Origin of the sequence: Streptomyces sp. NPDC051452 (genome assembly GCF_044454765.1) — a bacterium.
In the GTDB taxonomy this organism is placed as follows: domain Bacteria; phylum Actinomycetota; class Actinomycetes; order Streptomycetales; family Streptomycetaceae; genus Streptomyces.
In genome coordinates this window covers 693279-706716 of record NZ_JBITEB010000002.1, presented here as the reverse complement: position 1 = coordinate 706716, position 13438 = coordinate 693279, and the positions used below count along the sequence as shown (strand labels likewise).

General features: G+C 71.6%; 14 protein-coding genes and 1 pseudogene. 11 read left to right on the top strand and 4 right to left on the bottom strand.

All coding sequences use genetic code 11. From position 1 onward, the window contains the following. Window positions 1-125: 125 nt before the first annotated feature. The 6 genes from ACIBA9_RS08235 to ACIBA9_RS08210 all read left to right on the top strand — a co-directional run bounded on the left by ACIBA9_RS08235 (window position 126) and on the right by ACIBA9_RS08210 (window position 5337). The gene (locus ACIBA9_RS08235; protein WP_399360804.1) at window positions 126-1310 is read left to right on the top strand and encodes a helix-turn-helix domain-containing protein; all 1185 of its coding nucleotides are present in this window, start codon (window positions 126-128) and stop codon (window positions 1308-1310) included. A gap of 352 nt (window positions 1311-1662) precedes the next feature. Next, window positions 1663-2040 (top strand): DUF6415 family natural product biosynthesis protein, encoded by a 378-nt coding sequence (locus tag ACIBA9_RS08230; RefSeq protein WP_399360802.1) that lies wholly within the window; start codon window positions 1663-1665, stop codon window positions 2038-2040. A gap of 457 nt (window positions 2041-2497) precedes the next feature. Continuing rightward, window positions 2498-2827, top strand: a complete 330-nt coding sequence (locus ACIBA9_RS08225; protein WP_399360800.1) for a hypothetical protein — start codon at window positions 2498-2500, stop codon at window positions 2825-2827. Between the two features lie 71 nt (window positions 2828-2898). Then, window positions 2899-3192 carry a putative ATP-grasp-modified RiPP gene (gene tgmA / locus ACIBA9_RS08220; RefSeq protein WP_399360798.1) on the top strand — a complete coding sequence of 98 codons (294 nt, stop codon included), beginning with the start codon at window positions 2899-2901 and terminating at the stop codon, window positions 3190-3192. 7 nt (window positions 3193-3199) lie between these two features. Then, on the top strand, window positions 3200-4165 hold the full coding sequence (gene tgmB / locus ACIBA9_RS08215; RefSeq protein WP_399360796.1) for an ATP-grasp ribosomal peptide maturase: 966 nt from the start codon (window positions 3200-3202) through the stop codon (window positions 4163-4165). Then, complete coding sequence (locus tag ACIBA9_RS08210) at window positions 4162-5337, top strand: methyltransferase domain-containing protein (RefSeq protein WP_399360794.1); 1176 nt, start codon at window positions 4162-4164, stop codon at window positions 5335-5337. Before tgmB ends, ACIBA9_RS08210 begins: the two co-directional genes overlap by 4 nt. 68 nt (window positions 5338-5405) lie before the next feature. On the opposite strand, the gene ACIBA9_RS08205 is transcribed toward ACIBA9_RS08210, so the two are convergent. Both ACIBA9_RS08205 and ACIBA9_RS08200 read right to left on the bottom strand, forming a co-directional pair. Beyond that, window positions 5406-5609, bottom strand: a complete 204-nt coding sequence (locus ACIBA9_RS08205) for a helix-turn-helix domain-containing protein (protein WP_399360792.1) — start codon at window positions 5607-5609, stop codon at window positions 5406-5408. 368 nt (window positions 5610-5977) lie between these two features. After that, a pseudogene (locus tag ACIBA9_RS08200) lies at window positions 5978-6322 on the bottom strand (MFS transporter); the annotation flags it as partial. 382 nt (window positions 6323-6704) lie between these two features. Between ACIBA9_RS08200 and ACIBA9_RS08195 the strand changes: the two are divergent. Beyond that, window positions 6705-7100, top strand: a complete 396-nt coding sequence (locus ACIBA9_RS08195; protein WP_399360790.1) for a luciferase family protein — start codon at window positions 6705-6707, stop codon at window positions 7098-7100. A 157-nt stretch (window positions 7101-7257) separates the two neighbouring features. Here ACIBA9_RS08195 and ACIBA9_RS08190 read toward each other — a convergent pair whose 3' ends face one another. Next, the gene (locus tag ACIBA9_RS08190) at window positions 7258-8037 is read right to left on the bottom strand and encodes a DeoR/GlpR family DNA-binding transcription regulator (RefSeq protein WP_399360788.1); all 780 of its coding nucleotides are present in this window, start codon (window positions 8035-8037) and stop codon (window positions 7258-7260) included. Window positions 8038-8260: 223 nt separating this feature from the next. Here ACIBA9_RS08190 and ACIBA9_RS08185 point away from each other — a divergent pair, with 223 nt between their 5' ends. Further along, entirely contained in the window at window positions 8261-9142 is an 882-nt protein-coding gene (locus ACIBA9_RS08185; RefSeq protein ID WP_399360786.1) for an SIS domain-containing protein, read from the top strand. Between the two features lie 34 nt (window positions 9143-9176). Then, window positions 9177-10037 (top strand): ketose-bisphosphate aldolase, encoded by an 861-nt coding sequence (locus ACIBA9_RS08180; RefSeq protein ID WP_399360784.1) that lies wholly within the window; start codon window positions 9177-9179, stop codon window positions 10035-10037. 199 nt (window positions 10038-10236) lie between these two features. Here ACIBA9_RS08180 and ACIBA9_RS08175 read toward each other — a convergent pair whose 3' ends face one another. Then, window positions 10237-11370: a methyltransferase gene (locus ACIBA9_RS08175; RefSeq protein ID WP_399360782.1), complete on the bottom strand. Its 1134-nt coding sequence runs from the start codon at window positions 11368-11370 to the stop codon at window positions 10237-10239. Between the two features lie 67 nt (window positions 11371-11437). Between ACIBA9_RS08175 and ACIBA9_RS08170 the strand changes: the two genes are divergently transcribed. Beyond that, window positions 11438-12088 carry an alpha-ketoglutarate-dependent dioxygenase AlkB gene (locus ACIBA9_RS08170; protein WP_362159429.1) on the top strand — a complete coding sequence of 217 codons (651 nt, stop codon included), beginning with the start codon at window positions 11438-11440 and terminating at the stop codon, window positions 12086-12088. Window positions 12089-12131: 43 nt separating this feature from the next. Beyond that, entirely contained in the window at window positions 12132-13370 is a 1239-nt protein-coding gene (locus ACIBA9_RS08165; RefSeq protein ID WP_399360780.1) for an ROK family protein, read from the top strand. Window positions 13371-13438 lie beyond the last annotated feature (68 nt).

The following is a 13438-nucleotide window of genomic DNA, read 5'->3' as shown; positions in this document are numbered from 1 at the left end:
TCTCTCATGCGGGCGCCGGCCTCAACGGCAACGGCCCCCACCGTTAAGGAGAGGGCCGTTGAGCGGGTCCCCCGGTGCGGGCCCGGGGTACCGTTCTGAGTGTCGAGTTCAGAACGGAGACCAGTATGCCCCGGCACTCTGTAGAGCACACAGGCGCGCGCATTGCGCACGCTCGGAAAATTCGTCGTCTGACCCAACGCGAACTGGCTGATCTCTCCCACGTCTCCTACAGCACCATCACCAAGGTCGAGCAGGGCATCATGCCGGCCAGCCCTTCGGTGATAGGGGCACTCGCCCGCGCGCTGTCGGTGCCCGTCTCAGACCTCAACGGTCAGCCCTACCTCGACGAGCTGCGCCATGACCAGCTTGACGGTCTCATCAACCCGATCCGGGAGGCGCTCAACATCTACGACCTCGGCGCCGACCCTGACCTGGCCCCGCGTCCAGTCGAGGAGCTGGAAGCGGACGCCGATCGGCTGTGCGCCATGGTCCGCGCGACGAACATCAAGCAGGTGGCCGCAGAACTCCCGTCCCTCATCCATGAGGCGACGAACCGAGCGCACACCAGCGGCACCACGCGCACCTGGCAGCTGCTGGCCAGCACCTACCGGACCGCGTACGACGTCACGACCAAGTTGGGCTACCCGGACCTGTGCACCGTCGCCCTGGACCGGATGGACTGGGCGGCGCAGCGCGCCTCGGACCCGGTGCTCGGCGGCATGCGCCAGTACCTCCGCGCGCTGGCCTACCTGCGGGCCAGCGACTACAAGACCGGCAAGCGGCTGGTCGGACTCGGTATGTCCACCCTGGAGCAGGCGGAGCACGGCCGAGTCCTGGACGTCGTCACCGGACAGCTACACCTCGGCGCCGCTGTGCTGGCTGGCCGGGACAAGGACAAGGAGACCGCCGAAGGGCATCTCGCTGAGGCGGCTCGGATCGCGAAGCGCACTGGGCCGGCCGAGAGGGTGTACTGGCTGTCCTTCGGGCCCACGAACGTCGGTGTGCACCGGGTGAGCGTGCTCGCCGAGCTGGACCTGTACCCGGAGGCCGTGCGCCAGGCGGAGGACACGGCGATCCCCGACGACTGGCCGCCATCCCGGCTCGCCCACCACCACGCCGAGGTCGCCAGGGCCCAGATGTGGACCGGCCAGACCGACGCAGCGTTCAAGAGCCTGCTCATCGCCCGGAAGCTGGCTCCGCAGCAGACCCGTTATCACCCGACGGTCCGCGAGACGTACGCAGGACTGGACGCAGCCAGGCGTCAGATGCCGAACAGCTTCACCAACTATGGCTCCTGGCTCGGCATGTGACTGACTGTTAAACGTTGGCCCTAGCTATCAGTGAAGACTGATAGTTAGGGCCTTTTCGTGTCGGCATCCTGCTAACAGACGGACCCCCGCGACCGCGCCACGGTCCGGGGGCTGGCCAACGCTCATTCCAGTGAGGGAGCGTCGACATGACAAACGGTACAGGCCGACTGCGAGGACGGACACGAGGTCCGGCCATGACGATCAAGGTGTACACGGTCACACGCGACGGCAGCGTCACGCCCCCGCGCGCCACCGTGTCCGTGCCTCGCGGATACGTGCCGCCGCCCGAGCCGATGAACACCATGCTTCCCCCGTGCGCCTGCCCGTGGCACCGCGAGGCCGGTGATGCACGATGACCAGAGCAGCGGCAAACCCCGCAGCCGGCCGGATCGACACCGCGCCCATGCTGGAGACAGCGGCCCAGCTGCTCGGCCCGGACGATGGGCCCGACGTCCTGCCGCCGGTCGCGCCCGAGCTGGAGACGCTCACCGCGCTGCTGCGAACGCATCTCGGACTGCTGATCCCCGCGGTTGAGGCGCAGGCTCAGCAAACAGATGCTGACAGCATCCCGAAGTTCTGCGCGCTCGCCTGCGTCGGCGAGGCGACCAGGAAGCTGCGGATCGGGGACGGCTGCACACCGGACGTCCGCGTCGCGGTGGCGCGCAAGCTCGCCCGCTGCGTCAGAGCCTTGTGTGACCACTACGAGCAACTCGGCGGCGGGAACCGGTGACCGCCTTCGTGCGATTCTGTCGCCCCTGCGGTAAACCGATCACCGACGAGGCCGACGCGGTCCTGATCGCGTCCCAGGAAGTCTCCTCGGGGCCAGGCTGGAACATTTGGGCGCACCCACAGCACCGCTACGAAGCCATCGAGATGGCTCTGTCGGGCATGGGCGTGGTCCCTCTCCTCATCGCCGGCGGGAGCCGACGGTAATGAGATCAATCTGCGCCCTGCTCATCTACGTGGTGGCCGTGACCGGCCCCGTCCTCGCCGTGGTGCTGGCGCGGACCTCGCACTGACGCACCCCCATGGCGGCCGCTCCGGGTCAGGGCCGCACCCACCAGCCCCGTCGCGCTGCGGAACGGAAGCCGCGACGCGACGGGAACGCTCGCCCCGCCGCAGGAACCGGAAGACCTCGGCGGGGCGAGCACCGGAACGAGAACAGCCGCAGTCGAAGGAGACAGCGAGTGACGAGCGACCGGCACGAGGACCCGACGGACACTCCGAATGAGGAGACTCTCCCGGTTCCACCGCCGTTCATGTTCGGGTGTGACCAGTGCGCGGCACTCCTGGTCGGCCTCGCTGAGAAGATCCGCGCGGACGTCGGCTGCTTAGACCAACAACTCTTCATCTCCCGCCACATCGTGGAGGCCCACTCCGACGACGTGCCCGCCCCGCACACCCGCCTCTGCGACATCTGCCCCTCGTACGCCGGACGACCGGATGTCGCGATCCTCTGGGCCGAGCACCGAGCGCGCGACCTGTTCCTGCCGGAATCCATCGCGCGGCTGCTCTAGGTCGGCGCCCACCACGATCTCCGCCCGGCAAACGGGCGGTATCCATCAGTAACCGAACCAAGGAGTGCAACATGATCGTTGCCGACATGCGGGAAGCGTTCCCGCTCGCGCCCGAGGGCGGGCGCATCCCCCACAGCACGGAGCCGGCCTCGAACACCAGCAGCCGGCCGTGGGCCCTGCGCTTCGCCCGTACGCCCGACGCCTCCCAGGCGACCGTCCTGCCGCTCGCCGTCTACGACGAGGAGTTGCAGATGTCCGTCGGCCTGTACGACGGCCCGCTGCCGTACATGCAGACGCACACGCCGACCGTCCCGGACGGCAACGTGCAGAACCCGCCGCCGCTCGATGAGGGTGCGAAGGACTGATGCCGTGATGCCCGCCGTTCTCGTGATCGCGGCCCGTGACGACTGGCCCACCGACCGGGTCGTCAAGGCGCTCACCGACGGCGGTGCCGAGGTGTTCCGCATGGACACCAGCGAGTTCCCGCTGGACCTCACCCTCGCCGGGCGCATCGACGCCCGGCGAGGGTGGGCCGGCGGCCTCGCCACCGAGCACCGCACCGTCGACCTCGCCGACATCAGCGCCGTCTACTACCGCGCCCCGAACGCCTTCGTGTTCCCGCCCACCATGTCGGGGCCCGAGCGGCAGTTCGCCGCCGCGCAGGCCCGTTCCGGTCTGGGCGGCATCATCACCGCGCTCGACTGCCGGTGGGTCAGCCACCCCTCCGCCATGTCCCGCGCCGAGTACAAACCCCTTCAGCTCGCCACCGCCCGGTCCTGCGGGCTCACGATCCCGCCCACCCTCATCTCCAACAACGCCGACGCCGTCCGTGCCTTCGTCGGAGACGTCGGCGGCCGCGTCATCTGCAAGCCGGTCGCCAGCCCCGTACTGATCGAGGACGACCAGCTCAAGACCGTATACACCCGTCGGCTGACCGAAGGCGACCTCGACGACCTGCGGGGCATCGAGACCACCGCCCACCTGTTCCAGGGCTGGATCGACAAGGCGTACGAGGTACGGCTCACGGCTGTCGGCCACCAGCTGCTCGCCGCCGAGATCCACGCGGGAAGCGACGCCGCCCACACGGACTGGCGAAGCGACTACGCCTCCCTCACCTACCGGGTTGCCGAAGTCCCTGATGCCGTCGCGGCCGGGGTGCGAAGCTACATGGACCGGCTCCGTCTGCGCTTCGCCGCTATGGACTTCGTCGTCAGCCCCGACGGCGTCTGGACGTTCCTGGAGGCGAACCCCTGCGGGCAGTGGGACTGGATCGAACACGCCACCGGCCTGCCCATCGCCCAGGCCATCGCCGACGAACTCCAGGGAGTCATCGAATGAGTGTCACCGCCCACGACGTGGCCCGCCCGTACCTGGCCGACCTCGCCCAGAACCTCACCGCCCTCGGCGCGATCCGCAGCAAGCCGTGGGCGGAGGCCTTCGCGACCGTCCCGCGTCACCTGTTCGTCCCCTCCTGGTATGAGCAGGAGACCGACGACCGCGGCATTGCGGTGTGGCGGCAGCGTCACGCCGGTGACGGGGGAGCCCTGGCAGCCGTCTACCGGGACGTCACCCTCGTCACAGCCCTGGACCCGGAGACGGCCAAGCAGGTCGCGCCGGACGCGTGGACCGGCATCCCTACGTCGTCCAGCACGCTGCCCAGCCTCATGGCCGGCATGCTGGAGGACCTGGGCGTCAGCGACGGCCACCGCGTCCTGGAGATCGGCACCGGGACCGGCTACAACGCCGCCCTGCTGTGCGCCAGGCTGGGCAGCACCGCCGTGCACTCCGTGGACGTCGACGAGGACCTCGTGAAGACCGCCCGGGACCGGCTCTTCGACGCCGGCTACAGCCCGCGGCTGAGGGCGGGCGACGGGACGCTGGGATACCCCGGGGATCACACCTTCGATCGGATCATCGCCACCTGCTCGGTGCCGACCATCCCGAACGCCTGGATCCAGCAGCTGCGCCCCGGCGGCATCATGGTGGCCGACGTGGCGCTGGGGATCGAAGGGGGCCTGGTGCGGCTCTCCTGCGGCACTGATGGCCTGGCCCGCGGCTTCTTCACCGCCAACGGCGGCCGCTTCATGCCTGCGCGCAGCAACGCCCTCACCTACCCGGCTCGGACTCGGCCGGAGCGAGCGCCGAGGGCGGGAAGCCGCCCGACCCGGCTTACCGCGAAGGAGATCCGCACCCACTACCCGCTGCGCCTGGTCTTGGCCTTCCATCTGCCCGCCGCCGAACTCGTCTACCACAGCGACGAGGAAGGACTCGCGCTGCAACTCCAGTGCCCGGACGGCTCGTGGGCGCGTGTCCCGCTCGCCGGGGACAACGAAGGCGTGGTGACGTTCGGCGGCAACGACGCCCTGTGGCGGAGGGCCGAGGAAGCCTGGCAGTGGTGGAACGATGTCGGCTGCCCGGCACAGGACAGGTTCGGCTACGCCCGGGAGTCCGACGGCACCGCGTACGCCTGGCACCTGCCCAGCGGTGCCCGCTGGTCCCTGACGGGCTGACCGCCTGGACCGGCCCCGCTCGTCTGCTCCCCCCGTGGCAGATGGGCGGGGCCTTCTGCTGTCCGCCGTCAGCGCGTGAGATCGGAGACCGGAGTGCCAAGGGCCTTGGCGATCTTCAGCAGGTCGCTGTAGCGGGCGTCGGCCTCACCGGACTCGATGCGCTGGAGGTGGCGGCGGCTCAGGCCGGTGGCTTCGCAGAAGGATTCCTGCGTGTGGTGGGCGGCGGCTCGCCGATCACCGATGCGTTCGCCCAGCTCGCGACGCCGTTTCACGATCCAGTTAGGTACGTCACGAGACACTCGACAAAGTTGGACTGATCATGGTCATATGTCAGCGCCAGCCCAGACGCTTTTCCTGATGTCATGTCAGAACAGAGCAGGGGTGGCACTATGCGCCCGCCCCGCGGTGGTCCCGGAAGGCCATGGCGGGGCGGGCTCACACCTGGCGAGTGCCCCCGCTTGGGGCGGCCCACGCGGGGTGTCCGGCGCAGTTCATGAATATGCCAGCCGCACCCTTCTGAATGCCAGATTCCGGTAGCAAGCTGCCACTGTTCCACCCGCCCCGCCGTGCGCCCGAGGTCCGGAAGCCTCTCCGCCCGGCGGGGCTACTTCGTGGGCATGGCCTTAATTAGTGCAACTCGCACGTTGAACCCGCCGTACGCCGCGCCGAAGAGGAGCAGGACGGCGCCCAGCGCCGGTGCCGAGTGCGTGAGCGGAGGCAGCGCCACGCTGAGCGCGAGGACGACCATGCACACGACGGTCACCGGATGACTGCCGTAGCGGCGGCACAGCCGGCCGGTCATCGTCATCGTGAGGACGGCGCCCGCGGAGACCCCGAGCAGGGCCAGTCCGAGCGCGCCCGCGGAGGCGTGCGTCTGGTGCTTGATGTCGGGGATGCGGACGACCCACCCGGCGAAGATGAAGCCGTCCAGCGCGAAGAACGCGGTGATCGCCGCGCGCAGCCCGGTAAGGCTCCGGCCAGGCACGACGCTGTGCGGTCGGGTTTTGTTTATTTGCGGCACAAAACCAGGTTAGGGCGCGGTGTGGGGGTGGGCAAGGGCGGAGCGGGTCCGGGAGTGGGCGGACGTGGCGTGCGGCCTGGGAGCGCCCGTGTGTGGGGGCCTGCGCAGATGGCCCCGGTGCGCCCTGGGTGTGGGTCGGGGTTGGGGGTGATGCGGCTGCCTGTCGACTTGGCTGGAAACGGTGCTATTTTCGGACTTCCCTCGGCGCTCTCGGGCAACGCGGGGCAGGGGGCGGCCTGTTCGAGTGGGGCGCGTCCGTGCGGGTCGGGAGCCTGTGGCGGATACGGGATGGTTAATGCTTGCTCACGAGGTGGTTGCGAGCGGGTGAGCGCGCCATGATGGGCCCATGACGTTGGCCTCGCGCGCACTCGCGCAACTGGCGACCTGGCCGGACCTGAGACAGGTCGACCCGAGCTGCGGCCTTGGGCAGGGGGTGAGTTCGGTCCAGGGGGAGATCGCCCACTTCCACTCGGACCGGGATGTCGACCTGCGGCTCACCGATCGGGCCGTCCGCAGGTTCACCGCGGACTTCAAGTGCTCGGGGGCGATCAGGATCGTGCCCGGCTCGCAGTGGTTGACCCTGCGTCTCGACGCCGCGAGCGACGTCGACCTGCTGCTGACCCTGGTCAGCGTGGCGCTCAAGGCCCAGCAGGCCTGGCCCGACCCCGCCGACCGGCCCCGGTTCGGTTGCAACGACCAGCGCGGCGCGGGGTTCGTGAAGGCCGACCTCGGCGCGTTCTGAGGCCGCGGCGCCCGCTTGACGGGCCCGGGGTGCCCTGGTCCGGGTGCCGACGGACAGTCGGGGGCTGAGGGCGTTCACGGCCTCGGCCCCGGTTGTCACCGGCCGGACGGCACGCCGATGGGGCGTAGTGCGGACCGGCCGTCGCCGTGCCCGGCCGTCACACCGCCAGGACCCGAACGCCCGCCTCCTCGAAGCGCCGTACCGTCTCCTGGGCCACCGCCGTGTCCGTGACCAGCGTGTTCACCAGTTCCGCCCCGCAGATCCGGGCGAACGCCCGCTGCCCCAGCTTGCTGGAGTCGGCGGCCACCACCACCCGTTCGGCGCGCTCGCACAGCAGCCTGTTGATCGCGGCCTCCGCCTCGTCGTGCGCCGCGGCGCCGTGCGTGACGTCGAAGGCGACCACGCCCAGTACCGCCACGTCCAGCGTGATCTGACCCAGCACCCCGTCTGCGAGCGGGCCGATGAGCTCGTACGACTGCGGGCGAGCCACGCCGCCCGTCACCACGATCTTGAACTGGGGCCGTACGGCCAGCTCGTTGGCGATGTTGAGCGCGTTGGTCACGATCGTCAGCGCCGGTGTGCCGGTGGACAGGTCACCGCGCACCGCGAGGGCGCGAGCCACCTCCGTGGTGGTCGTACCGCCGGTCAGGCCCACCGCCTCGCCCGGCGCGACGAGTTCGGCGACCGCCTTGGCGATGCGCTGTTTCTCCGAGGCGCGGCGGGCCGTCTTGTAGCGCAGGGGGAGTTCGTAGGAGACGCCGTGCACCACCGCCCCGCCTCGGGTGCGCACCAGCATCTGCTGTTCGGCGAGCTGGTCGAGATCCCGGCGGATCGTGGCCGCCGACACCTGCAGTTCGGCCGCCGCCTCCTCGACCTCCAGCCGACCGCGCTCGACGAGCAGTTCCAGCAGCGCGTTCCAGCGGGCGTCCCGCGACATCCGCGGCCTCCGTTCGTCGATCGGGTGTGCGTGTCCCGGCGCCGGCGCCGACGGGCGTTCCCGGATGGTCGGGCGACCCTTCCCGGATCCGCTGCGGACCGTAACCCGATCCCTCTCTGTGTCTCCCGGCGACCTTAACGCACTCGGTCTCGTCTCAAATGCTTGATTGTGCTCGAAAGCTCGCTATATCTTGCAGGAAAAATCAGCAGGGGAGGGTGTGGGCATGACCCATGTCGAGGACGAGCTGAACAGCCAGCCGGAGTGCTGGATACGGGCGGCCGGGGACGCGGAGCGGCACCGGGACGCGCTGCCCAGGCCGGGGGAGCGGGTCGCGGTCGTCGGGTGCGGGACCTCCTATTTCATGGCGCAGGCGGTGGCCGCCCTGCGTGAGGGCGCCGGGCAGGGCGAGACCGACGCGTTCGCCGCCTCCGAGTTCCCGCGCGGGCGGTCGTACGACCGGGTGGTCGCCCTCACCCGTTCCGGCACCACCACCGAAGTGCTGCGAATAATAGGCGAGTTGAAGGGCCACACACCCACCACGGCCATCACCGCCGATCCCGCGACCCCGGTCATGACGGTCGCGGACGACCTGGTCGTGCTGGACTTCGCCGACGAACGCTCCGTCGTCCAGACCCGGTTCGCGACCACCGCCCTCACCCTCCTGCGCGCCCACCTCGGTCTGCACGCCGACGCCGTCGTCACCGACGCGCGCACGGCCCTCTCCACCCCCCTGCCCCAAGGGCTGGCGTCCTGTAGCCAGTTCACCTTCCTGGGGCGCGGCTGGACGGTCGGACTCGCCAATGAGGCGGCCCTGAAGATGCGCGAGGCCTCACTGTCCTGGACGGAGGCCTATCCGGCGATGGAGTACCGGCACGGTCCGATCAGCGTCACCACCGAGGGTACGGCCACCTGGATGCTCGGCGAGGCGCCCGAGGGACTTGCCGCGCAGGTCCGCGCCACCGGCGCCCTGTGGGTGGCCGGAGGGCTCGACCCGCTCGCCGAACTCGTCGGCGTCCAGCGGCTCGCGGTAGCCGTCGCCGCCGCCCGGGGCCTCGATCCCGACCAGCCGCGTCATCTCACCCGCTCGGTGATCCTCACCCCCTGAGCCCGCCGCTCCGCGCCCCGGAAGGACACCTCACGTGCCTCTCGCGCCCACCGGCGAGCTGGTCACCCGTGCCGCCGAGACCCGCTCGGCCGTCGCCGCGTTCAACGTCATCACCCTGGAACACATCGAAGCCGTCATCGCCGGCGCCGAATCGGCCGGCGCACCCGTGGTCCTGCAAGTCAGCGAGAACGCGGTCAAGTTCCGCTACGGTCGGCTGCTGCCGCTGGCCCGAGCCGCCGTCGCCGCCGCCGAGGAGTCTGCCGTACCCGTCGCCCTGCACCTCGACCACGTGCAGAGCGACGACCTGCTGCGCCAGGCGTCCGCGGCGGGTTTCAGCTCGGTGATGTACGACGCGGCCCGCCTCCCGTACGCCGACAACCTCGCCGCGACCCGGGCCGCAGCCGACTGGGCGCATGCCCAAGGGCTCTGGATCGAGGCGGAGTTGGGGCAGGTCGGCGGCAAGGACGGACAGCGCCCTCTGGACGCGCACGCGCCCGGCGCCCGTACCGATCCGCACCAGGCACGCGACTTCGTCGCCCGCACCGGCACCGACGCCCTGGCCGTCGCCGTCGGCAGCACGCACGCCATGACCACCCGCAGCGCCAGCCTCGACCACGGCCTGCTCAAGCGGCTCTCCGCGGCGCTGGACGTACCGCTGGTGCTGCACGGCTCCTCCGGCGTCCCGGACGACGGCCTGGTCGCGGCGGTCGGCGGCGGCATCGCCAAGGTCAACGTCGGCACCGCCCTGAACGTCGCCATGACCGGCGCGATCCGGGAGTTCCTGGCCGCACACCCGGAGGCCGTCGACTCCCGCAAGTACCTCAGCGTCGGCCGCGAGGCGATGGCCCACGAGGTGGCCCGGCTCATCCGCGTCCTGTCCCGCACACCCGACTGAGCGTCGTCGCCACCGGGCCGCCATGCCGAGTCGGCCGCCGAGGGCGGCACCGCGCACGGCCCGCCGTCCAGGTCCGGTGGTCGGGTGACGGCGGGGCGGTGGCCGAAGGCCGGGCGGTCGGGGCCGGATCCGGGGTCGGTGGCCGGGTTCGGGGGTGGCTGGTCGGGCGAGTCCGGGGCCGCGCGGCGCGCCGGCTCCGCTAGCCCTTCCTGACAGCCCGCAGCACCACGAACTTCGGGTCGGCGGCGGCCACTTCGCAGTTGCCGAACAGTCGCTTGAGCTTGACGTGGTAGCCGAGATGGCGGTTGCCGACCACCCACAGCTCGCCACCCGGCCGCAGCGCGCGCTTCGCCCCGGTGAACATCCGCCAGGCCGTCGCGTCGGTCGTCGCCTGGTGGGAGTGGAACGGCGGATTGTTCAGGACGAGGTCCACACTGCCGGGCGCCACCCCGGCCAGCCCGTCCCCGACCCGGAACTCCGCGTGTCCGGGCACCCCATTGGCCTTGTACGTCGCCTCCGCCGAGGCCACCGCCTGGAACGACTCGTCCACGAACAGCACTTCGGCCGCCGGGTCGGCCAGTGCCACCGCCGTACCGACCACGCCGTTGCCGCACCCGAGGTCGACCACGCGTGCCGCGCCCGGGCCCGGCAGGTGGGCGAGGAGGAAACGGGTGCCGATGTCGAGCCGGTCGGCGCAGAAGACGCCCGCGTGGTTGACGACCGTGCGCCCCGACGCCGCGCCGATGCCGTCGGGGAGGGCGTAGCCGTACGGCCACGGATTGGCGGGCCGTTCCAGCTCGGGATCCGGAGTGCAGAAGATCAGCCGCGCCTTCTGGCGGGCCGGCGAGGTCCGGGTCGGACCGAGGATCCGCTCGAACAGCCGGAGCGTGGAGGTGTGGATCTCCTTCACCATCCCGGTACCGACGACGACCGTGTCCGCGTGCACCGCGGGCGCCAGTCGCAGCAACTGGTCCTCCAGCAGCGCCAGGCTCTTGGGCACCCGCACCAGCAGCACGTCCACCCGTCCCGGCGGCGGATCCTGCGTGGTGAGCAGCCGCACGGCCCCGGGCTCGACACCGGCCCGCGCCAGGTTGGCCCGGCTCGCCTCCTGACTCAGAAAGGAGTCGGTGACCTGCGTCGGCCGGTGTTCCGCGAGCGCCGTGACCAGCGCGCCCCAGCGGTCCCCGACCACCACGACCGACCCCTTCAGCGGCACCCGCTCCTCGGCCAGATGCCGCAGCAGATACGCGTCGGAGGCGTCCCAGGCACGCAGCCGGTCGCGCGGATCCTCGGGGAAGCGGGTCAGCTCGACCTCGCCCCACGGTGTCGTCATACGGTCGCTCATCGTGCGTCCAGGCTAGCGGAGCCGCAGATCAGGGGCGGTGGGGGAGGATGGGGGCGTGGATGTGGAGCTGTTTCCCAGGGAGCGCGCGGAGGTCGCGCCGGGCGCCGTGCACGTCCCGGACTGGCTCGTACCCGGTCAGCAGCGTGAGCTGCTGGCCGCCTGTCGGGACTGGGCGCGGCCCCCCGCCGGCCTGCGCACGGTACGCACCCCCGGCGGCGGCACGATGACCGCCCGCCAGGTCTGTCTGGGCTGGCACTGGTACCCGTACGCCTACGCCCGGACGGTCGTCGACGGCGACGGGGCACCGGTGAAGCCCTTCCCGCCGTGGCTCGGCGAGCTGGGCCGCCGGGCGGTCGCCGACGCGCTCGGCCCCCACGGCGTCCCGGTCGGCGCGTACGACATCGCGCTGATCAATTTCTACGACGGCGACGCCCGCATGGGCATGCACCGCGACGGCGACGAGTGGGTCGACGAACCGGTGGTCTCGCTCAGTCTCGGCGACACCTGCGTGTTCCGCTTCGGCAACACCGAGACGCGTACGAAGCCGTACACCGACGTGGAGCTGCGCAGCGGGGACCTGTTCGTCTTCGGCGGAGCCTCCCGGCTCGCCTACCACGGCGTACCGCGCGTGCACCCGGGCACGGCCCCGCCCGGGCTGGGGCTCACCGGCCGGCTGAACATCACGCTTCGGGTCAGCGGCCGGTAGCCGGCGGGCCACCACGGGTACGGATCATGGGAGACTCGCCCTCATGAGCGGCAAGGCGGATCCCCGGACGGCGGGCGAGAGGACCACGTCGAGGGCGCGGCTGGAGCGGGGGCGCGGCGCGCTCGGCCCCGCGCTGGAGCTGGTGCACACCGGGCGGGCCCCGACCCGGGCCGTGCTCACCGCCGAACTCGGCGTCACCCGGGCCACGGCCGGTGCGGTGGCCGCCGAGCTGGAGGCGCTGGGCCTGATCCGGGTGGACGCCCGGCCGGGCGCGGCGGCCGGCTCCCAGGGCCGCCCCTCCCACCGGCTGGAGATCGCCGAGGACGGGCCGGTGGCCCTCGCGGCCCAGGTCCACGCCGACGGCTTCCGGGCCGCGCTGGTCGGCCTCGGCGGGCGGATCGTGGCGACGGCGCCCGGCTGCGAGACCGTCGACGCCGACCCGGCGAAGGTGCTCGGCTCGGTCGTCGAGGCGGGCGCGGAACTCCTGCGTACGACCGGGCGTCGCTGTGTCGGCGCCGGACTCGCCGTGCCGTCCGCCGTCGCCGAACCCGACGGCCTGGCCCTCAATCCCCTGCACCTGGCCTGGCCCGTCGGCGCCCCCGTCCGGCGGACCTTCGAGGAGTGCGTGCGCGCCGCCGGCATCACCGGCCCCGCGTTCGCGGGCAACGACGTCAACCTCGCCGCCCTCGCCGAACACCGGCACGGCGCCGGCCGCGGCGCCCGGGACCTGCTGTGCGTGGCCACCGGACACCGGGGTGTCGGCGGCGCCCTCGTCCTGGACGGCCGTCTGCACACCGGGAGTTCGGGACTCGCCCTGGAGGTCGGACACCTCACCGTCAACCCGGAGGGCCGCCCCTGTCACTGTGGCAGCCGGGGCTGTCTGGACGTCGAGGCCGACCCGCTCGCCCTGCTGATCGAAGCGGGCCGGGCGCCGGGCCCCGAGATGTCCCTGCTCCAGCAGGCCAACGACCTGCTGCGCACCCAATACGCCGACCCGGCCGTCCGTACGGCCGCCGAGGCCCTCATCGACCGCCTCGGACTCGGGCTCGCCGGGCTGGTCAACATCCTCAACCCCGACCGGATCATCCTCGGCGGACTGCACCGCACCCTGCTGGACGCCGACCCGGAGCGACTGCGGGCCGTGGTCGCGGACCGCAGCCTGTGGGGGCAGAGCGGCGGCGTACCGATCCTGCCGTGCACCCTGGACCACGACAGCCTGGTCGGCGCGGCGGAGCTGGCATGGCAACCGGTACTGGACGACCCGCTGGGTGCGCTGCGGTGACGGCCTTACGAGCGGCCGGGGACGCGGAGGGGGCCGAGCGGGGTGGGGGCCCGCAAGGTGGCGCGCTC

What these genes read in the sequence shown, in the direction of transcription:
- ACIBA9_RS08235 (WP_399360804.1), top strand. Translation starts at nt 126, where the DNA reads ATGCCCCGGCACTCTGTAGAGCACACAGGCGCGCGCATTGCGCACGCT.
- ACIBA9_RS08165 (WP_399360780.1), top strand. Translation starts at nt 12,132, where the DNA reads ATGAGCGGCAAGGCGGATCCCCGGACGGCGGGCGAGAGGACCACGTCG.
- ACIBA9_RS08185 (WP_399360786.1), top strand. Translation starts at nt 8,261, where the DNA reads ATGACCCATGTCGAGGACGAGCTGAACAGCCAGCCGGAGTGCTGGATA.
- ACIBA9_RS08175 (WP_399360782.1), bottom strand. Translation starts at nt 11,370, where the DNA reads ATGACGACACCGTGGGGCGAGGTCGAGCTGACCCGCTTCCCCGAGGAT.
- ACIBA9_RS08230 (WP_399360802.1), top strand. Translation starts at nt 1,663, where the DNA reads ATGACCAGAGCAGCGGCAAACCCCGCAGCCGGCCGGATCGACACCGCG.
- ACIBA9_RS08190 (WP_399360788.1), bottom strand. Translation starts at nt 8,037, where the DNA reads ATGTCGCGGGACGCCCGCTGGAACGCGCTGCTGGAACTGCTCGTCGAG.
- ACIBA9_RS08210 (WP_399360794.1), top strand. Translation starts at nt 4,162, where the DNA reads ATGAGTGTCACCGCCCACGACGTGGCCCGCCCGTACCTGGCCGACCTC.
- tgmA (WP_399360798.1), top strand. Translation starts at nt 2,899, where the DNA reads ATGATCGTTGCCGACATGCGGGAAGCGTTCCCGCTCGCGCCCGAGGGC.
- tgmB (WP_399360796.1), top strand. Translation starts at nt 3,200, where the DNA reads ATGCCCGCCGTTCTCGTGATCGCGGCCCGTGACGACTGGCCCACCGAC.
- ACIBA9_RS08195 (WP_399360790.1), top strand. Translation starts at nt 6,705, where the DNA reads ATGACGTTGGCCTCGCGCGCACTCGCGCAACTGGCGACCTGGCCGGAC.